Raw genomic sequence first — 17,939 nt, 5'->3', positions numbered from 1 at the left:
GTCTTGCTTCGATTCTGGCGGCGGGCCTCGCTGCGCTCCCAACTGGTCACGGTGATCAGCGCCCTGCTCGCAGTATCGTTGGTCGCCTTGGGGCTGATCAGCTACTTCCTGCTCCGGGGTTCGCTGATCGATCAGATGGACTCCCGACTAAAAATCTTCCAATCCGCCATTCCCAGCACCGGGTTCTCACCCAGCGGCACAGAGGATATGTACTACCAGATGGTCAGCCAAGAGGGCGTGATCGTGCTGCAGTCTCCGATGACGGCAGCCAAACCGGATCTGACCATCTATTCGCTTCCGGAAGCCACCGCACTGAATGCGAAACCCTTCGACATTCAGGACCATACCGACTCGACCAAATGGCGCGCCATGATCGTGGCGCCGGTGGAGATCCAGGGCGCCGTGCCCAAGGATTCCGGCCCCGGCTACGTGTTGATTGCGATCACTTACACTCGCTTTGACGAATCCATTAACAGGCTCGCTCTGGTGATGTTCTTAGCCGGCGTGCTGGTGGTGGCGGTAGGTACCATGATCGCGTTCTGGACGGTGAGTCGCTCCTTCCGTCCACTGGTCCGGGTGGAACGCACCGCGGCCGCAATTGCGGCCGGCGATCTCTCGCAGCGCGTGCAGATCCAGAATCCAGCTACCGAGGTCGGCCGATTATCCGAGTCGCTGAACACCATGCTGGCGCATATTGAGGCCGCCTTCGAGGCCCGGACCGCCTCGGAGCAGCGAATGCGGCGCTTTATTGCAGATGCCTCGCACGAGCTACGCACCCCGCTGGTGACGATCCGCGGATTCTCCGAGCTCTACCGCCACGGTGCCCTAGCCAGCAACGACGATGTACACACCGCGATGGGCCGGATCGAAAGCGAAGCCAAGCGAATGGGCGCCCTAGTAGAAGACTTGCTGGTGCTGGCGCGCATTGACGAACAACGCCCACTGGACAATAAGCAGATCGATTTACTGGTGCTGGGCAATGATGCCGCCGTGGATGCCCGGGCAAGCGTCAGGGATCGAAGGATCACCGTGGTGGGGCTGGAAAACGGCCCGGCCGTCAATGCCCCCGTGATGGGAGACGAGGCAAAGCTTCGCCAGGTGGTGGTCAATCTGATGGCCAACGCCCTCCGTTACACCCCGGAGGGCACTCCGATTGAGGTGGCTATCGGGACCACCGAAATCGACGGCCAACGATTCTCCACCCTGCAGATTCGCGATCACGGACCCGGCATTGATGAGGAGGAGAGCGGCCGAATTTTCGAACGTTTCTACCGGGCGGAAACCTCGCGCAACCGAGATACCGGAGGTTCCGGGCTTGGCTTGGCCATTGTCTCGGCCATTATCGCCTCACACCGCGGGAAGGTTCGGGTCAGCCAGACCTCCGGCGGCGGAGCAACCTTGACCATCCAGTTGCCCTACCGTCGCAACACACTGATGGAAGAAGTGAACTGAACCGGTTTTGGTCCGCTCTCCTTCTGCTCCAGGGGAGGCCAGTCTAGTCTTGTTCCGGCCTAGTCTTGTTCCGGCGTCGACTGTCGTAGTCTGAGCCGCCACTGCCCGCCCGTGCGGCGCCATATCGAGGTCTGCACGGCAGATCCGCTGGGCCGGGTAGCCCGGTAGAGCAGCAAGGCAGTATCTCCTTCGACGCTCGCGCTGAGCGGCTCCAGGGCCACGGGAGCCTGATCCTCGCTCTCCGCCAGCACCGCATCCCGGCTAATGAACCTGCCGTTGACACCGATTTCCTCGAAGTCCTCCGCCAGCAGCACTGCTACTTCGCTCGGATCGGCGCGAAAAAGCACTCGATCACATTCGCGTAAGGTATCTGCAGGATCCGGCTCGATCAATTCCTCCTCCAGGCTGGAGAACAAATCGGGCTGCTCCTCGGCCGCTACCGCTCCGTGCTGGGTCGCAAGCTGAACTTCTGGGCTCACTAGCTGGCCGGGAAATCCCGGACCACTCACCGGCTCGGCACCGTTCTGATAGGCCGTGGAGACCGCGCGAGCACGTTGATCGGCTGCTTCATTCAGATCGTGACCGGCGTGGCCTTTGACCCATTCGAATTCATAGTGGCGACCCTTGAGGGCGGCGTCGATCTCACGGAGCAGATCGACGTTCAGAACCGGCTTCCCGTCGGCCTTGCGCCAGCCCTTCCGCTTCCAGCCCGGCATCCACTTGGTCACACAATTGATCACATACTGGCTGTCGCAGAGAATGTGCAGCTGCTCTTCCGACACATGTGCGGTGGCTCGAAAAAGGTCAAGCACCGCCATCAACTCACCCTGATTATTGGTGCCATGCGGCCAGCCGCCTGCTCGCCAGCAGTTGTCGTCAACATACCAAGCCCAGCCCGCCGGACCGGGGTTACCCAGGGCAGAGCCGTCCGCCGCCGCAATAATCGTCATGGTTTCATCCTGCCAGACCGCGTCCTCGGCTCCGAACCATCGGCTCTCCTCCTACCCATCGCCCGCGTTCATATCCTCCCCCCCCCAGGCCTCACCCCCGTTCACATCCGCCGAGTGTGGAGATCTGCACCTTTTGGGGTCGATTTAAGATGCATATCTCCACACTCGGCGAGAAATTTTCCCTCTCCCCCCACAAAAAGCTCACGTTTTGAGTCCCCGGGACGTCTTCAAGGTGAAAGCACTTCGGAGAGGTTGAGAGAATGAACGCCATGTACACCGTGATCGATTCGCCGCTGGGCAGCCTGACCCTGCTCGCCTCGACGGAAGCCCTGACCGGGATCTATTTTGAAAAGCATCGCAGCAGGCCCGCGAAGGCCGAATGGGGCGCTGCTGAAACAGATCATCCAATCTTCATTCAAGCCGCGCACCAGCTAGGAGAATACTTTGCCGGGCAGCGAAGCAGCTTTGAGCTGACGACGGCGACTCACGGTTCGGAGCTGCAGGAAAGAGTGTGGGAGCTACTCAAGCGGCTGCCTTACGGACAGACGACGAGCTACGGTGAACTAGCAGCGGAGCTCGGAGACCGCCACCTGGCTCAGGCGGTGGGGGCCGCCGTGGGGGCTAATCCCCTAAGTATCGTTATCCCCTGCCATCGAGTGGTTGGCAAGGACGGCAAGATGACCGGCTACGCCGGCGGCGTAGACCGAAAACTGTTTCTGCTCGAGCTAGAGGAACCGGCCAGTCGCAAAGCAGAAAAACTGTTCTGAGCGATGGTAGCCAAGCAACCCTTCGAACAAGTGGTGCAACTACACGGCGCCACGGTGCTGCGAGTTTGCCGCGCTGTACTGGGGGTGGAGGAAGCCGAAGACGCCTGGTCGGAAACCTTCCTCTCGGCTCTGAAGGCCTACCCGGAGCTAGCCGCGGAGGCAAATATCGAAGCCTGGTTGGTGACCATTGCCCACCGAAAGGCCCTCGATCTCGTCCGCTCTCGGGGCCGAAGAGCTATTACCGTATCGGCCTTACCGGAGCGGGTTTCAACCCTTGGCCTCCCCGGTGAGGGAGAGCCTGAATTACTGGCCGCCGTCGCCGCCTTGCCTGCCAAACAGCGGCAAGCCGTTGCCTACCATTTCCTCGCTGGGCTGCCCTATCAAGGGGTCTCCAGCATTCTCGGCGGCACCCCGGAGGCCGCCCGGCGCGCAGCCTCCGATGGAATCAAGAGCTTGCGCGCAGCCATTGACGTGAAAGGCGAAAGCAGATGAATCAGCAAATCCTGGCTCCTATGATCCACTCGGAGACCGAAGCCTTGACCCGCCTCCATGCTCGACTTGCGGCCGCGGCCGCGGAAAATGGTGAGCTCGACATCGCCTATCGGACGGTAGACAGTCCGCTGGGTACGTTGCTGCTCGCTTCCACTCCGCAGGGACTACTCCGGGTGGCGTATCAGCGAGAAGACCACGATCGTGTGCTGGAATCCTTGGCTAGCAAGGTGAGCCCCCGGATTCTTCGTGCACCACAGCGGCTGGATACGGTGGCCCGCGAACTTGAGGAGTATTTTGCGGGCCGTCGAAAACGCTTCGATTTGCCGCTGGATTTGCGGCTCGCGCACGGCTTCCGGCGCAGCGTTCTCGATCATTTACCGCAGATCGGCTATGGCCAGACCGAAAGCTACGCTCAGGTGGCCTCGGCAGCCGGTAGCCCGAAGGCGGTCCGCGCAGTTGGTAGTGCCTGTGCCAATAATCCGCTGCCACTGATCGTGCCCTGCCATCGCGTGGTTCGCTCCGACGGCTCCTTTGGCGGTTACGTCGGCGGGGAGGAAGCCAAGCGAACGCTCCTGGAACTGGAGGCCAGGGCCAGCTAGGGTCTTCCGGGTGGTCAGAGTCGGGCCGTCAGGGTTGAGCAGTCATTGACTGCGCAAAGAATTCCGTAAGCTCGCCCCGCGCCGACAGCGGCATAATCGCCGCCACATATTGATCGGGGCGCACCACCACAATAGCTCCCCCTCGGGAGATCTCACGCTCCTCGAAGATATCGCTGCCCATCCACGCGCTGGGGCCAGCGGCGTACACCTTCTCCCAATCGGTGAGCCCCAGGGCACCAGTCTGCGGCAGGAAAACTTTGGGTACTTTGCTGATATCGACCTGCTCGAAACGCTGCTGGTAGATCACCTTTACATCGAAAACGGCGTCGCTATCCGCTCCGCTGGGTGTGAACCGGGAGACCGGCGACTCTGGCGAGGATAACCATTCCGCCAAGGCTGCTAGCTCCGAGGCATCGCCAGCGGCTGACGCATCGGCGAAAGCGTAGATGCGCCAACGTCCATCTGCCTTAGCGTGGTGGCCTAGCTGAATGGTATTGCCATCGCCCACGCGCACCACCTCGGCCGATTTGAACCGCTTGCCCAGTGGATACCCAGCCGCCAGGTCTTGGTGAATGTCAGTTGCCGTGATCATTGACGGACCGTACTGGGTCATGAATCCGGAAGGGAACTCAGCTGTTGCCAGATAGTAGGTGGCGAGTTCCTGAGGGTCGGAAATCTCCTCGGGCTTGCGCGCCATCAGGCTCGACCATTCCCTATCGAAGTCGATTAGCTGCTGCGCAACCGGTTGCCGCTCGGCCGAATAAGTGGCCAGCAGCGACTTAGGGCTCTGCCCCGTCAATACTTTCCCAAGTTTCCAACCCAGATTGAAGCCGTCCTGCATTGAAACGTTCATGCCCTGGCCCGCCTTCGCGCTGTGGGTATGGCAGGCGTCGCCGGTGAGGAAGACGCGAGGTTCCCGGTCCGCTCCCTCCGGTACGTCGTCGAACTTGTCGGTAATGCGGTGGCCCACCTCGTAAACACTGTGCCAGGCCACCTGCTTCACCTCCAGGGTGTACGGGTGCAGGATGTCGTTGGCCTTGCGAATAATCGCCTCAATCGGTGTCTGCCGCACCCGGTGGTTATCGTCGTCGGAGACCTCGCCTAGGTCGATATACATCCGGCTGAGGTAGCCGCCCTCGCGTGGAATGTGCAAGATGTTGCCCGCCTCCGAGTTAATGGCGCACTTAGTACGCCAGTCGGGGAAGTCGGTGTTCACCAGCACATCCATTACTCCCCAGGCGTGCAGCGAGGCCGCCCCGACGTGTTTGCGGCCGATTGCCTCGCGAACCTGGCTGCGAGCGCCGTCGCAGCCAGCAACGTACTTCGCTCGCACGGTGCGTTCTTCGCCCGCACGCTCTCCGGTCAAGTAGCGCACCCGGACTTCCACCGGATAATTCCCGTCTTCATGCACGGTGAGCCCTAGGAACTCAACCCCATAATCCGGGATGATCCGCCCCGGCCCCTCCGCAGCGGCTTCGGCAAAGTAGTCGAGGACCCTTGCCTGGTTCACAATGAGGTGCGGAAATTCGCTGATCTTGAACGCGTAGTCTTCGGTGCGCGCGGTGCGAACAATGTTCTGCGGATTCTCCGGGTCCGGACTCCAGAAGTTCATATAAGCGATGTTGTAGGCCTCGGCCACGATGCGCTCGGCAAATCCGAAAGCCTGAAAGGTCTCGACGCTACGCGGCTGGATACCATCCGCCTGGCCCAGCGGAAGCCGCCCCTCGCGACGTTCGATAATACGGGTGGTCAGCTCCGGGAATTGTGAGAGCTGTGCCGAGAGAAGCATTCCGGCAGGGCCAGAGCCGACGACGAGGATATCCATCTCCTTGGGCAGCTCTGAGGGGCGTTCGACGCCGGTTCCGGCTGGGTTCTGCACGCGCGGGTCACCCGAAACGTAGCCGTGATGGTGGAACTGCATGAAACTGGTCTCCTCCCCCGACGCCAGTGTCGGAGCCTGCTTGACAATGTCAGTGGCCAGCCGAAAAGTGTTCTATATTCGAACATGCGATTCTACTGTTGAACAGATCGTATCCGACCGTTCTCGGATCATCAAGAGGCGGGGGCCAAGAAACTCAGGTCGCGGCGCGCCAGCTATTGGCATCTTCAACAATCTTCTGTATCGTTCTACTAGAACGATTTTCTATAACGATACAGATGGTGAGTTAATAACCGTGGCCAACCTGAAGACCGTAGCCGAAAAAGTGGGCGTTAGTGTCTCCACCGTGTCCAACGCCTACAACAAACCGGAACAGCTCTCTACTGAACTCCGAGCCAAAATCCTAGATGCGGCCCAGGAACTTGGATACGCGGGTCCGGACGCGGCGGCTCGGGCTCTGCGCAGCGGAAAAGCGCACACCATAGGAGTGCTGCTCACCGAGAGGCTTTCCTACGCCTTCTCTGACCCCTATGCCGTTCTCATGCTCTCCGGGCTAACCGCAGCCTGCGAAGAGCGGGGCACCGGGGTCTTACTAATGCCGGTAATCGGCAAAGAGGGGCACTCCCTCTCGCTGAACAATGCCGCGATCGATGCGGCCACTGCCTTTTGCTTACACCCGGGGCACGAAGGCCTGAAAAGAATCAAAGCTCGAGGCATCCCCTTTGTGGGCGAGGATATCTCCAGCGAGCCGGACAGCAGCTGGGTGGCAATTGACGAGCGCGCGGCGGGCCAAAGCCTGGGCAAGTACTTACATAAACTCGGCCACCGTAATATCGCCGTGGTGAGCAGCCTCCGGACCGACGGCGGACAGATCACCACCCGCCTTGCCGAACCTTCCGAACTACAAAACCTCGACGACTGGGGCAGGTTCAGTGGCATTCTCGATGAGATGCCGGGCGCTACCGTGCAGGTGGTGGATAGCAGCCCGAACAGTGTTGACTCAGGCCAAGCTGCGGCCGAGCTCATCTTGGATCGACAAGACCGACCGACCGCAATTGTCTGCCTCTCCGATGTGCAAGCGCTAGGGGTGCTTCGAGCGTTCAAAGTACGCGGAATCATCCCCGGAAAAGACATCTCCGTCACCGGCTTCGATGACATTCCGGCCGCCGAAGCAGCAGGGCTCACCACCGTACGTCAATCAGCCTTTGAAAAGGGGCGACTGATTGGCGAGTTAATGCTCACCCCGGATAATCCACACCGCCAAGTGATTTTACCGACCGAATTCATTATCCGTTCTTCCACCGGGCCAGCCCCGCTGGTTCCCTAGTTTGAAGGAAACTCCATCATGTTCCTCCCCTTCACCGCGCTAGACGCAGCTCGTGAATTGGCTCAGTCTGCACTCCCCGATGCCCCCATCATCGAAGACTGGCCCTTGACCGCAGCCCCGGGGCGGCTGCGGCTGAACTTTGCTAAAAAGCTGCATAGCCTGGCCCACCGACTCGAAGGAGCTCAGGCCAGAAGAGACTCCGGCCCGGAGTTCGCACACTAAGTACCCTGTGCACCAGACAAGAAGAAGGGCCCCGCATCAGCTGATGCGGGGCCCTTCTAGGTATTACTGGGGGAAGGAACGGATTAGAATCCGCCCATACCGCCCATGCCACCCATGTCGTCGCCACCAGCAGGGGCAGCCGACTTCTTCTCCGGCTTGTCCGCAACAACCGCTTCGGTGGTCAGGAACAGACCGGCAATGGAAGCAGCGTTCTGCAGAGCAGAGCGAGTCACCTTGACCGGGTCGTTGACGCCGGCAGCCAGCAGATCCTCGTAGACACCGGTAGCGGCATTGAGGCCGTGACCGATCGGCAGACCACGAACCTTGTCCACCACAACGCCGGCCTCGAGACCAGCGTTGATAGCGATCTGCTTGAGCGGAGCGTCGATAGCAACCTTGACGATATTCGCGCCGGTCGCCTCGTCACCCTCAAGCTTGAGGTTCTCGAAAGCCTTCACGCCAGCCTGGATCAGAGCAACGCCACCGCCGGGGACGATGCCCTCTTCAACAGCAGCCTTGGCGTTACGCACGGCATCTTCGATCCGGTGCTTGCGCTCCTTAAGTTCAACCTCGGTAGCCGCACCAGCCTTGATCACCGCAACACCACCGGCCAGTTTGGCCAGGCGTTCCTGCAGCTTCTCGCGGTCGTAGTCAGAGTCCGAGTTCTCGATCTCGGCACGGATCTGAGCGACCCGGCCAGCGATCTGATCGGCGTCGCCAGCACCCTCGACGATGGTGGTCTCGTCCTTGGTGACAACAACCTTGCGCGCCTGGCCCAGCAGGTCCAGAGTTGCGTTTTCCAGGTTGAGGCCAACCTCTTCAGAGATGACCTGTCCGCCAGTCAGGATGGCAATATCAGCCAGCTGAGCCTTGCGACGGTCTCCGAAGCCCGGAGCCTTGACGGCAACGGACTTGAACAGGCCACGGATCTTGTTCACAATCAGGGTCGCGAGCGCTTCGGCTTCAACGTCCTCGGCGATGATCAGCAGCGGCTTGCCAGACTGCATGACCTTCTCCAGGATGGCAACCATATCCTTGACATTGGAGATCTTGGAGTTGACCACCAAGATGTAGGGATCCTCCAGCACGGTCTCCTGACGCTCAGCGTCGGTGACGAAGTACTGCGAGATGTAGCCCTTATCGAAGCGCATGCCTTCGGTCAGTTCGAGCTCCAGACCGAAGGTGTTGGACTCCTCAACCGTGATGACGCCCTCTTTGCCAACCTTGTCCAGAGCCTCGGCGATTAGCTCGCCAATCTGGGTGTCAGCGGCGGAGATCGATGCGGTAGCCGCGATCTCTTCCTTGGTCTCAACTTCCTTGGCGGAAGCGAGCAGCTGCTCGGTAACGGCCGCAACAGCCTTCTCGATGCCGCGCTTGAGGCTCAGCGGGTCTGCGCCGGCAGCGACGTTACGCAGACCTTCGCGAACCAGAGCCTGAGCCAGCACGGTAGCCGTGGTGGTTCCGTCGCCTGCGACCTCATCGGTCTTCTTGGCAACTTCCTTAACCAGCTCGGCGCCGATCTTCTCGTAGGGGTCCTCCAGCTCGATCTCCTTGGCGATGGAAACACCATCGTTGGTGATCGTGGGAGCGCCCCACTTCTTTTCCAGCACGACGTTGCGGCCGCGCGGGCCGAGGGTGACCTTGACGGCGTCGGCCAGGGTGTTCAGGCCCCGTTCGAGACCGCGGCGCGCCTCTTCGTCGAATGCAATGATTTTGGCCATGGAGGCTTCAGTCCTTTCGGGACAATCATGTGAGTTCTTTGACCAGCCACGGTGCCCGCGACGGACGACAGGCATCCGATGAATTCGGTACACCGGATAAGCTGCCTCACCGAGCTGGTCGGCTCTCCGTGCCGCCAACAAGTATTTAGCAGTCGGCATAGGAGAGTGCTAACTCAATAATTAGCACTCGCGAGTGGAGAGTGCAAGCGAGGAAGTGCTTTCTCCGCCCGCGTTCGCTCAGGGAATACCCTCATTGTTCCCTTACTTGGGCAGCCACCTATGGCTTTGTCTGGGGAACTTCGCTAGTGTCGATGCGGGGATATATACCGGAATCGGCATCTATTGATGCCTCAGGCAAGGAGATAGCAATGAGCGAAACCCCGAACATCCCAAACCCGGAGAAGCCGGAAGTCGATCAAGCAGCCGGTCTCGATCCGGAGACGATTTCCGAGCAGGTAGAGGTTCCTACGGCGGCAGAGGCTCCGGCCGCACCAACTGCACCGGATTTCAACCAGCAGCCCGGCTATTCTCAGCCTGCTTATCCGCAGCAGAGCTATCCACAACAAGGCTATGCACAACCGGCTTATGTCGCAGGCGGTGAGCAGAAGTCCAAGATCGCAGCTGGCTTGCTCGGAATTTTCCTGGGCGCCTTTGGCGTACACAACTTCTACCTGGGCTACACCGGTAAGGCCGTTGCTCAGTTGCTAATCACTGTGCTCTCACTAGGCATCCTCTCCTGGGCCTCCTGGATCTGGGGATTGATCGAAGGCATCCTGATCCTGACCGGATCGCAGAACTTCCGCACCGACGCCAGGGGTGTTCCGCTGCGCGATTAGCCGCAAGCCCGAAAGGGCGCTACATGAGGAAGGGCGTGGTCTCGGCAAAGTGCCGCACCCACGCCCTTCCCCTTTCCAAAGTAAGTAAATAAAGCCTTACGGCGCCGCAGCCGATAATTGCACTCCTTCGGCAACCGGAAGATTAGTCTCACCGTAACGATAGGTCACGTAATTCGCCTGGCTAATGTCGCCATTCTGGTCGAAGGCAACCGGCCCAGACACGCCGTCGTAATCAATGGCCTTGGATTGCTTGAGCAAACTCAGACAGGACGACAAGGTGGAACAGCGTTGCCCCTGGCCTTTCCCGCCGGAGACCCCGATCAGCCGGGAAGCCACCGAGGAGCCGGAAGAATCGCCGGCCTGAACGGCAGCCAGGGCAGCTAACATGACCGCATCGTAACTTTCGGCGGCATAAGCCAAGGATTTGAGCTTGGGGTCAACCGAGAGCATCTGCGCCTGGAACTCGGCACTCGGTATTACCCCGGGCAGAATTCCTTGAGCATCCTTGAGCGAGCCCAGAGCTAATTTGGCACCGTAGGAGGCAGTCGCCGCATCGCTCAGCAGGATCGCCGAACTCGGCACCTGCGCGGCGGAAAGCTCCGCCAGCAGTTCCGGCGCTCGGTCCTGAGCCAGTAGCAGCACCGATTCGGCTCCGGACTGTTTAGCCTTTTGCGCCGCTTCGCTAGCGTTCTGCGCCTCCACCGAGACCACAGAAGTGATGCCTTCAGCCGCTAATGCCGCCGTGGTTTTCTGGTTCAATTCCCTGCCATAGTCCCCGGCCTGATAGACAATGGCGACTTTCTTGTTCTTGGAGTTCTGCTCGGCCAGCCTGGCCAGCACCGAAGCCTGCAAGAGCTCGCTTGGTGCGGTGCGGAAATAATAGCCACCGCTATTGAGCTGGCTCAGCGCGGGATCCCCATTGGCGGGTGAGATTAGCAGGGTTCGAGTTTTGTTCAGGGCGGCAACCGCTGTGACAGCCGCGGCTGAGTCGGTGGGACCAATCACCACGGCAGCCTGGCTTGCCGTAATCGTGGTGAGCTGATCGTTCAAGGGACTCCCAGCCTGGCCGGAAGTGACCTGCACCGGCTTGCCGTTCACTCCCCCGGCTGCGTTGATTTGCCGCACCGCCAAGGTCACCGCAGCCGATTGTGAAGCATTGAGGAATTGTCGATCCGCGGGGCTGTCCAGCAGGAGCCCGATTTTCAAGGTTTCGATGCCGGAAGGCTCCGGAGAGGCGATCCGGACATTCCCGGTGGGTCCGGCACAGCAACTCAACCCGAGCGCGATCAGCACAGCCAGTACGCAAGCAACTAATGATCTGATGGCCGTTCCCTCCGCCGTCGTGCAATGCGGTCTGTTCCACACTGTAACGAAGAAGCCTCCGGAAATCAGGCAACCCAGCCGCTGAGAGCTATTACTGCGCGCCCGGTCCCAGCACCACGGCGAGCGGGATGCCCAGCTCCGCGGTATCCACTAGCCTGCTGATGCCCAGCAGTTTGCCGAGTTCCTCGGCGTTCGTCTTTTGCGCGCTACCGTTGTAGAAAATCACCGAGCTGGGCTGCGGGACGCCGCTCCAGTTGGCATTGATCGGCACTACCCATCCGTCGCTGCGGACCTGCTGTGCCACTCGGGCTGCCAAGCCGACAATCCCGGCACCGTTATAAACATTGACCGGCTGAGTCTTATCCAGTGGTGGCGCACTCGGGGTGACCGGCGGCTTCGACGTCGCTGCCGCGGTGGTCTTTGCGGGGCTGCTTGTGGTGGCCTTGGGGGTGGCCGAGGTGGTGTTGGTGCTGGCGGTGGTGCTGCTATTAGCGCTCGGTGTACCGCTGGTCAGCCGTGGAATTAATAGGAAGGCGGCAGCACCGATCAGAAGCGCTGCCGCGGCGAAAGCCACAATCGGCCAGAGCGGCCTGCGCGGTTCCGCCATCACTGAACGGTGGGCGCCCTGACGTGAGGATGACTCCGGAACGTTGTCGAATTCATCCCGCGGGTAGTTGCTCATGGGTGGGGCGTCTTTCCGTGGATTTATCTCTAGCGGGAGCTCACGCCCCTAGTTACCCAGGCGGCGGGCCGTCCTGGCGCGTTGCCGCGTTGTACGTAGTCTACGCAATCTCTTGACCAGCATTGGATCATGGGCCAGCGCGTCTTCGGTGTCGATCAGGGCGTTGAGAATCTGATAGTAGTGCGTCGAGGAGAGGTCAAAGAGATCCCGGATGGCCTGCTCCTTGGCCCCAGCGTACTTCCACCAATGCCGCTCTAGGGAGAGGATTTGCTGATCGCGTTCACTGAGCGCGGTATCGCTGGTGGATATCCCAGCATTCAAATCCTCGATTGTGAGTGGTAACGATGCAGTCACGACACTCCCCTGTTCTATGATCCGACGTCTTGCGTTCATTCCATGATAATGGTGAATCACACGGTTGTCATTTACTCGCTCTTTCGGTGCCGGAGTACCACAATAGTGGGGTGGATGAACTCAGCAATCGTGATGCCCTGGAACTGCTCCGCACCGAGCCGCTGAAGGGGCTCAGCCCCGATTGGGCCGCCGCGCTGGCTCCGGTTGAGGCGCCGTTGAGAACCATGGGCGAATTCCTCAACCAAGAATTCAGCACCGCCCAGCATCACGACGGCGGTCCAGGCTTCCTGCCCGCGCCCAGGAATGTGCTGCGCGCCTTCCAGCAACCGCTCAGCGAGGTCAAGGTGCTGATCGTTGGCCAGGATCCTTATCCGACCCTCGGACACCCGGTCGGCTTATCCTTTGCGGTGGACCGGGACACCCGCCCACTACCGCGTAGCCTCAGCAATATCTATCGGGAGCTGCAGGACGATCTAGGCATCACCCCGGCGGCTCATGGCGAGCTCAGTAGCTGGGCACAGCAGGGCGTATTGCTGCTCAACAGGGTGCTCAGCGTACGTCCCGGAACTCCAGCCTCGCACCGGGGAAAGGGTTGGGAGCAGATCACCGAGGCGGCAATCCGGGCCTTGGTCGCCCGGAATCGACCCTTGGTCGCCATCCTCTGGGGCAACGATGCCCGCAACCTCACTCCGCTCTTGGGCAATACCGCCATTCTGAGTTCGGTGCATCCGAGTCCGCTTTCGGCTTCCCGAGGGTTCTTCGGCTCCAAGCCGTTCAGCCAGGCCAACGAGCTGTTGATCCGCCAAGGCGCCACCGGCATCGATTGGGAAGTGCGCTAGGCTGCTTAGGTAAGCCTAAGTCCCTCAGGAGCCGCTATGTCCAACGCCCCCGTCGCCAAGCCGCGCACCCAGATCGATCTGGAGGTGCTACGCAGCGAATGGCCCAGCGAGCATATGGTGCGGGTGATCCTGGGTGGAGCGGGCTTTGGGGCATTCCAGTCCAAGGGCTTCAGCGATCAGTACGTGAAGCTTCACTTTCTGCAGCCCGGGCTAGATTATGCAGAACCCGTAGATGTCTTCGCCCTGCGGGAGACTCTGCCGCGTGAGCAGTGGCCGGTCACCCGCACCTATACGGTCCGCTGGGTGAATGAGCAGAATCGCGAACTCGCCATTGACTTTGTGGTGCACGGCGACATCGGTTTGGCTGGCCCCTGGGCGGCTGCCGCACAGCCCGGTGATCGACTGATCGTCAGCGGTCCCGGCGGTGCCTATAACCCGAACCCGGAGGCCGATTGGTATCTCTTCGCGGGAGATGAATCGGCGCTGCCCGCCATCTCCGCAGCCATCGAGGCCTTGCCCACCCAAGCCACCGGACTGGCTTTTATCGAGGTCCCTGGCGAGTCCGATATTCAAGAGTTGTCCGCTCCGGAAGGGCTGATCATTAATTGGCTGCCTCGCGGCACCGAAGCTGCGGGTGACAGCACCTTATTGATCGATGCCGTGGCCGGGGCCAGTTGGCCGGAAGGGACCGTCGATGCCTTTGTGCACGGCGAGCGCGAGTACATGAAGGCCCTGCGCGATGTGCTCTTCAAGCAGCGCGGCCTGACCAAGAATCAAGTATCGCTTTCCGGCTATTGGGCGCGGGGACGAACCGAGGACCGCTTCCAGGCGGAAAAACGCCAGGACATCGGCAAGATCCTCTAGTCAAGATCCTCTGACCGCCCCCGGCATCTACGGTAACGACCCAGCGGTGACATTGTCGGTACCGAGCGGCAGAATGTAGCTATGCCCGAACTCCCGGAATTGGTTGGCCTGAGCACTTTCCTCGACACCGAGTTGCATGGCGTCGTGCTTGAATCGCTGCAGATCGCTTCATTCACCGCGCTCAAAACGGCTTCACCCGCCAGTGATGAGTTACTAGGCCGGGCCCTGCAAGGAGTAGGTAGGCAGGGCAAATTCGTTGATTTGCGCTTTGGTCCCTCCACTACCGACGACGGCGAACTGCACCTGATCTTCCATCTCGCCAAAGCCGGCTGGCTGCGTTTCTCTCGGCCAGACCCTGCCGAGAGCGCCTCGGGCAAGCCATTGAAGCCCGGCGGCTATATCACCGCTCGGCTGGGCTTCGAATCGGCTCGGATCGACCTGACCGAGGCTGGAACCAGGAAGAGTCTGGCCATTTATGTGGTCCGGAACCCGAGCGATATTCCGGGCATCGCCACTCTTGGCCCAGATCCGCTAGCCGAGGATTTCACGGTGGAAACTCTGGCCGCCATCCTGGCGCCCAAGCGGGCTCAAATCAAAGGGGTGCTGCGCGACCAACGGATGATTGCTGGCATCGGCAACGCCTATAGCGATGAGATCCTGCATCTGGCCAGACTCTCTCCTTTCGCTCCCAGCAACTCCTTGAGCGAAGAACAAATTGGGGTCCTCTTCCAATCTATTAAGTCCATCCTGGCCGAGGCGATTGCCTCCACTTCGGGCAAACCGGCAGCCGAGTTGAAGGACGCCAAGCGGTCCGGGATGCGAGTCCACGCGCGTACCGGCGAGGCCTGCCCGGTATGTGGAGACACCATCCGAGAAGTCGCCTTCGCGGATCGCTCCCTGCAGTACTGTCCCAGCTGCCAGACCGGTGGAAAGCTGCTCGCGGATCGCAGGATGTCCCGACTGCTGAAGTAGTCTTCGAAGCCCTGAGACCGGGTTCAGCGGCGGCGGTTCCGCCGAGTGTCCAGCACTCCCGACCATTTACCCAGCTTGCTCAGTGGTCTGGCCAAGTTATCACCTAGCACCACGCCTGCGGCTACCCCCATGATGACCACTAGGGCGTTGAACAGGTCGATCACGCCGTCGAGCGCTGAATCGTCGGAGATGGTGAGCGCAAACATCGCCCGGAAAATCGAAAGCCCGGCGAGCAGGAAGAGGATCGAGGGCACCGCCACTACCAACTGAGGCGCTCCGAGTCGCAAAGCCAATAGCCTCGCCACGATGCCGACGGCGGCCGCAGCCACCGCGGGAGCCAGCCGATTGCCCACGCCGAGATGGGAGACGCCGTAAAACACCAAGTAGCCGGCCAGCCCGACTAGGGCGGTGGGTAGCAGCAAGCGGGGAAGCGTCTGCTCCGCTATCCCGATCAGCACGGTGGCGAAGAGAATCAGGATCAGCACGATATACAGCGGAGGCGGAGTTGCGGTCACTGCCTCTGTGACCAGTTTCGCTTCGGCCCCGAGCAACACGCCGAAAGCCGAGGCAACGGCGATGCCGGAGACAATGGCACCGAAGGTCAGGAAAACGGAGAGGAAGCGCCCCGCCGCTGTCACCGGGAAGCCGTTAATGGCGTCCTGCACGGCCGATACCAGCCGTCCGGACGGCAGGAGCAGTAGGATACCGCCGGTCACCACAGCTCCTGGTTGAATCGGAACCTCGAAGCGAACGAAGGTCAGGGCTATTGCGGTGACCAGGAAGGAACTCATTGAGGTGACAAAAAAATCCGGCACCCGCCAACGCGCCAGCGTCCGGCTCAGCACACCGACCAACAGAGTTGAACCGAGGGCGATCAGTGCGCCAATGAGACCGCCGCCGATCACCGCAACCACACAGGCAGCGAAAATGCCGCTGGCCACCGTAACCATCCATCTCGGATACGGTTTCGGATCGCGAAGAATCACTCGGAGTCGGTGCTGAGCCTCCTCCCGGTCCACCTTGGCGGAGACAATTTCGGTGACCAGTTGGTGCACCCGAGCTAGTCCCGCGTAGTTGTTGGTCCACGATCGCACCACTCGAAGCAGCGTGATCGGAGTGGCATTCTTCGGCGCGTAGTTGATACTCACCGATTGGTTGGTGATATCAACCTCGATATTGCGCAGCCCCAGGGCAGCCGTGACCGCGATCATCGTGGTTTCTACTTCAAGAGCTCCCGCCCCAAAACGGAACATCGTCTCGGCAAGCAGCAGGGTGAAGTCAATGGTTTTGCGTGCCGAATTGTCAACGCCGCCCACCTGGATGGTCGGGTTCGCGTAGGGGCTGCCGGCCAGCCGGTCCACAATGCTCATTGGCGCGGTGGGCGGGGACTCACTCCGGACTAGACGCTTGAGGCTTCGCCTCGCAGCGAAATTCTCCCGGGACTGCTGGACGGTGGGAATTTGTTTGGACGAGGGACGGGCTTCGCCGGGCCGGTCGGAACCCGGACGATCTCTCGGCACGCCGCTACCCGTTGGGGAATCCTTCTCAGCGTTCATCTCATCCTCAGTAGAACTGCTGACCGGTACGACGGGTGTAGAGCTGCCGGGCAATCCTCTCCCCGGCCAAGTCCCAGGCCTTGTATTTCATGGGGCTGAGCACCAGATCCCAGCACCCGACAAAGTCGGTCACCGTCTTGGTGAAGGAGGTTTTGAAAAGGCCCAGGCCGTAGTGCGGGTGGCTGGTGTCCTTGAGTTTATCGGCAGGCGGAGTGCCACAGAAGTCGTATTCCGTGATCGGCATACTCGACTGCTTCAAATCGTTTATCGCCACCCATTGCAGCAGATGCGAGTCTCCATAGCGCGAGCGCTTAATCAGCGACCCGCCGTCCTTATAGGTACCTTTGTGCCCGTAGTTAATAACGAAGGCACCTACTGCGGCCTTGCCGTCCTCGTAGACAAAGTAGTGCCTACCCTGCCCACGATCAATGAACCCCTGCCAGAATTTCTGGTAGTAATCGAACTCTCGGAGTTGAGTCTTACCCTTTTCCGCGATGGTCCCGGCCATCAGCTGATACATGGTGCGGAAATTTTCCATGCTCGCAGCTACCTGCTCCACCTCAACGCCCTCGCGTTGCGCCCTTCGGATCGCATTCCGGGCACGGGATGAAAGGTTGCGCAGCAATTGCTGGGGTTCTGCGGTGGTGTCCAAGATCGCGGTGGAGTCATTGGGCTGCAGATTGGGCGTTTTCACCAGCCCGGCACCCTGCAGGATGCGGCGTGCTTCCAGGCTGTCCACAACATCCGGTTCGATGCGCACGGCAAAGACCCCAAGCTTACTAGCGGTAATAAAGTCCCGGAGCGCGGAAAGCGCAGCGGAGGCGTGTTCCACCTCTGCCAAATCGGGGCCCTTGATCAGATACCAGAGTTTGCCCAGCAAGGGGATGGACTTCTCCAAAACCAGGTTGTAGCTGCTGTATTCGGGGCACTCCAAAACCAGGAACCGAGTACTCCAGCCATAGTCGGCCTTGACCTCTGCGAAAGCCTCGGATTGCAGGAGATTGCCGCCTTGCGGATTCGCCGTGACATGGGCATCCCAGTGCTCGCGCTCTTCGGGGCTAGCAAAACGGGCGGTAAAAACAGGCAAGAATATCCTCGCTTCCT

18 protein-coding genes are annotated in these 17,939 nt (G+C 60.5%); 10 read left to right on the top strand and 8 right to left on the bottom strand.

The window, feature by feature from the left end; all coding sequences use genetic code 11:
- The first annotated feature begins 3 nt into the window (after nucleotides 1-3).
- On the top strand, nucleotides 4-1,452 hold the full coding sequence (locus FHU41_RS12785; RefSeq protein WP_179390007.1) for a sensor histidine kinase: 1,449 nt from the start codon (nucleotides 4-6) through the stop codon (nucleotides 1,450-1,452).
- 59 nt (nucleotides 1,453-1,511) lie between these two features.
- Here the strand turns inward: FHU41_RS12785 and FHU41_RS12780 are convergent, their stop codons facing one another.
- Nucleotides 1,512-2,402 (bottom strand): ribonuclease HI family protein, encoded by an 891-nt coding sequence (locus tag FHU41_RS12780; protein ID WP_179390006.1) that lies wholly within the window; start codon nucleotides 2,400-2,402, stop codon nucleotides 1,512-1,514.
- 260 nt (nucleotides 2,403-2,662) lie between these two features.
- On the opposite strand from FHU41_RS12780, the gene FHU41_RS12775 reads away from it, so the two are divergent.
- Genes FHU41_RS12775 through FHU41_RS12765 form a run of 3 tightly spaced genes read left to right on the top strand, consistent with a single transcriptional unit; the run spans nucleotide 2,663 to nucleotide 4,260 of the window.
- Nucleotides 2,663-3,169, top strand: a complete 507-nt coding sequence (locus FHU41_RS12775) for a methylated-DNA--[protein]-cysteine S-methyltransferase (RefSeq protein WP_179390005.1) — start codon at nucleotides 2,663-2,665, stop codon at nucleotides 3,167-3,169.
- Nucleotides 3,170-3,172: 3 nt separating this feature from the next.
- Nucleotides 3,173-3,661 (top strand): RNA polymerase sigma factor, encoded by a 489-nt coding sequence (locus FHU41_RS12770; RefSeq protein ID WP_179390004.1) that lies wholly within the window; start codon nucleotides 3,173-3,175, stop codon nucleotides 3,659-3,661.
- Entirely contained in the window at nucleotides 3,658-4,260 is a 603-nt protein-coding gene (locus FHU41_RS12765) for a methylated-DNA--[protein]-cysteine S-methyltransferase (protein ID WP_179390003.1), read from the top strand. Before FHU41_RS12770 ends, FHU41_RS12765 begins: the two co-directional genes overlap by 4 nt.
- 28 nt (nucleotides 4,261-4,288) lie before the next feature.
- On the opposite strand, the gene FHU41_RS12760 is transcribed toward FHU41_RS12765, so the two are convergent.
- Nucleotides 4,289-6,181: an FAD-dependent monooxygenase gene (locus tag FHU41_RS12760; RefSeq protein ID WP_179390002.1), complete on the bottom strand. Its 1,893-nt coding sequence runs from the start codon at nucleotides 6,179-6,181 to the stop codon at nucleotides 4,289-4,291.
- 253 nt (nucleotides 6,182-6,434) lie between these two features.
- Here FHU41_RS12760 and FHU41_RS12755 point away from each other — a divergent pair, with 253 nt between their 5' ends.
- Together FHU41_RS12755 and FHU41_RS12750 are read left to right on the top strand one after the other, a co-directional pair.
- On the top strand, nucleotides 6,435-7,466 hold the full coding sequence (locus FHU41_RS12755) for a substrate-binding domain-containing protein (protein ID WP_218847219.1): 1,032 nt from the start codon (nucleotides 6,435-6,437) through the stop codon (nucleotides 7,464-7,466).
- An 18-nt stretch (nucleotides 7,467-7,484) separates the two neighbouring features.
- A complete protein-coding gene (locus FHU41_RS12750) occupies nucleotides 7,485-7,688 on the top strand; it encodes a hypothetical protein (RefSeq protein ID WP_179390000.1) in 204 nt (67 codons plus the stop codon).
- A gap of 83 nt (nucleotides 7,689-7,771) precedes the next feature.
- Here FHU41_RS12750 and groL read toward each other — a convergent pair whose 3' ends face one another.
- The gene (groL, locus tag FHU41_RS12745; RefSeq protein WP_179389999.1) at nucleotides 7,772-9,409 is read right to left on the bottom strand and encodes a chaperonin GroEL; all 1,638 of its coding nucleotides are present in this window, start codon (nucleotides 9,407-9,409) and stop codon (nucleotides 7,772-7,774) included.
- A gap of 368 nt (nucleotides 9,410-9,777) precedes the next feature.
- On the opposite strand from groL, the gene FHU41_RS12740 reads away from it, so the two are divergent.
- A complete protein-coding gene (locus tag FHU41_RS12740; RefSeq protein ID WP_179389998.1) occupies nucleotides 9,778-10,245 on the top strand; it encodes a TM2 domain-containing protein in 468 nt (155 codons plus the stop codon).
- Between the two features lie 96 nt (nucleotides 10,246-10,341).
- On the opposite strand, the gene FHU41_RS12735 is transcribed toward FHU41_RS12740, so the two are convergent.
- The 3 genes from FHU41_RS12735 to FHU41_RS12725 form a co-directional block, all read right to left on the bottom strand.
- Nucleotides 10,342-11,538 (bottom strand): ABC transporter substrate-binding protein, encoded by a 1,197-nt coding sequence (locus FHU41_RS12735; protein ID WP_179389997.1) that lies wholly within the window; start codon nucleotides 11,536-11,538, stop codon nucleotides 10,342-10,344.
- 121 nt (nucleotides 11,539-11,659) lie between these two features.
- Complete coding sequence (locus FHU41_RS12730) at nucleotides 11,660-12,250, bottom strand: LytR C-terminal domain-containing protein (protein ID WP_179389996.1); 591 nt, start codon at nucleotides 12,248-12,250, stop codon at nucleotides 11,660-11,662.
- 48 nt (nucleotides 12,251-12,298) lie between these two features.
- Nucleotides 12,299-12,604, bottom strand: coding sequence for a DUF3263 domain-containing protein (locus FHU41_RS12725; protein WP_343046329.1), 306 nt, complete (start codon nucleotides 12,602-12,604; stop codon nucleotides 12,299-12,301).
- Nucleotides 12,605-12,714: 110 nt separating this feature from the next.
- On the opposite strand from FHU41_RS12725, the gene FHU41_RS12720 reads away from it, so the two are divergent.
- From FHU41_RS12720 to FHU41_RS12710, 3 genes are all read left to right on the top strand, one after another.
- Nucleotides 12,715-13,443, top strand: coding sequence for a uracil-DNA glycosylase (locus FHU41_RS12720; protein ID WP_343046328.1), 729 nt, complete (start codon nucleotides 12,715-12,717; stop codon nucleotides 13,441-13,443).
- A gap of 36 nt (nucleotides 13,444-13,479) precedes the next feature.
- Complete coding sequence (locus FHU41_RS12715; protein WP_179389994.1) at nucleotides 13,480-14,307, top strand: siderophore-interacting protein; 828 nt, start codon at nucleotides 13,480-13,482, stop codon at nucleotides 14,305-14,307.
- Nucleotides 14,308-14,388: 81 nt separating this feature from the next.
- Nucleotides 14,389-15,279: an Fpg/Nei family DNA glycosylase gene (locus FHU41_RS12710; RefSeq protein ID WP_179389993.1), complete on the top strand. Its 891-nt coding sequence runs from the start codon at nucleotides 14,389-14,391 to the stop codon at nucleotides 15,277-15,279.
- Between the two features lie 23 nt (nucleotides 15,280-15,302).
- On the opposite strand, the gene FHU41_RS12705 is transcribed toward FHU41_RS12710, so the two are convergent.
- Both FHU41_RS12705 and FHU41_RS12700 read right to left on the bottom strand, forming a co-directional pair.
- Complete coding sequence (locus FHU41_RS12705) at nucleotides 15,303-16,835, bottom strand: threonine/serine exporter family protein (protein ID WP_179389992.1); 1,533 nt, start codon at nucleotides 16,833-16,835, stop codon at nucleotides 15,303-15,305.
- Between the two features lie 7 nt (nucleotides 16,836-16,842).
- The gene (locus tag FHU41_RS12700) at nucleotides 16,843-17,922 is read right to left on the bottom strand and encodes a lipid II:glycine glycyltransferase FemX (protein WP_179389991.1); all 1,080 of its coding nucleotides are present in this window, start codon (nucleotides 17,920-17,922) and stop codon (nucleotides 16,843-16,845) included.
- Nucleotides 17,923-17,939 lie beyond the last annotated feature (17 nt).

The sequence above is a fragment of the Psychromicrobium silvestre genome (assembly GCF_013408295.1).
Classification (GTDB): domain Bacteria; phylum Actinomycetota; class Actinomycetes; order Actinomycetales; family Micrococcaceae; genus Renibacterium; species Renibacterium silvestre.
The sequence above is the reverse complement of the archived record's forward strand: the minus strand, read 5'-3'. Positions and strand labels throughout refer to the sequence as shown.

Coding starts and splice junctions, on each gene's coding strand:
- FHU41_RS12780 (WP_179390006.1), bottom strand. CDS start 2,402: ATGACGATTATTGCGGCGGCGGACGGCTCTGCCCTGGGTAACCCCGGT.
- FHU41_RS12775 (WP_179390005.1), top strand. CDS start 2,663: ATGAACGCCATGTACACCGTGATCGATTCGCCGCTGGGCAGCCTGACC.
- FHU41_RS12770 (WP_179390004.1), top strand. CDS start 3,173: ATGGTAGCCAAGCAACCCTTCGAACAAGTGGTGCAACTACACGGCGCC.
- FHU41_RS12765 (WP_179390003.1), top strand. CDS start 3,658: ATGAATCAGCAAATCCTGGCTCCTATGATCCACTCGGAGACCGAAGCC.
- FHU41_RS12760 (WP_179390002.1), bottom strand. CDS start 6,181: ATGCAGTTCCACCATCACGGCTACGTTTCGGGTGACCCGCGCGTGCAG.
- FHU41_RS12750 (WP_179390000.1), top strand. CDS start 7,485: ATGTTCCTCCCCTTCACCGCGCTAGACGCAGCTCGTGAATTGGCTCAG.
- groL (WP_179389999.1), bottom strand. CDS start 9,409: ATGGCCAAAATCATTGCATTCGACGAAGAGGCGCGCCGCGGTCTCGAA.
- FHU41_RS12740 (WP_179389998.1), top strand. CDS start 9,778: ATGAGCGAAACCCCGAACATCCCAAACCCGGAGAAGCCGGAAGTCGAT.
- FHU41_RS12730 (WP_179389996.1), bottom strand. CDS start 12,250: ATGAGCAACTACCCGCGGGATGAATTCGACAACGTTCCGGAGTCATCC.
- FHU41_RS12715 (WP_179389994.1), top strand. CDS start 13,480: ATGTCCAACGCCCCCGTCGCCAAGCCGCGCACCCAGATCGATCTGGAG.
- FHU41_RS12710 (WP_179389993.1), top strand. CDS start 14,389: ATGCCCGAACTCCCGGAATTGGTTGGCCTGAGCACTTTCCTCGACACC.
- FHU41_RS12705 (WP_179389992.1), bottom strand. CDS start 16,835: ATGAACGCTGAGAAGGATTCCCCAACGGGTAGCGGCGTGCCGAGAGAT.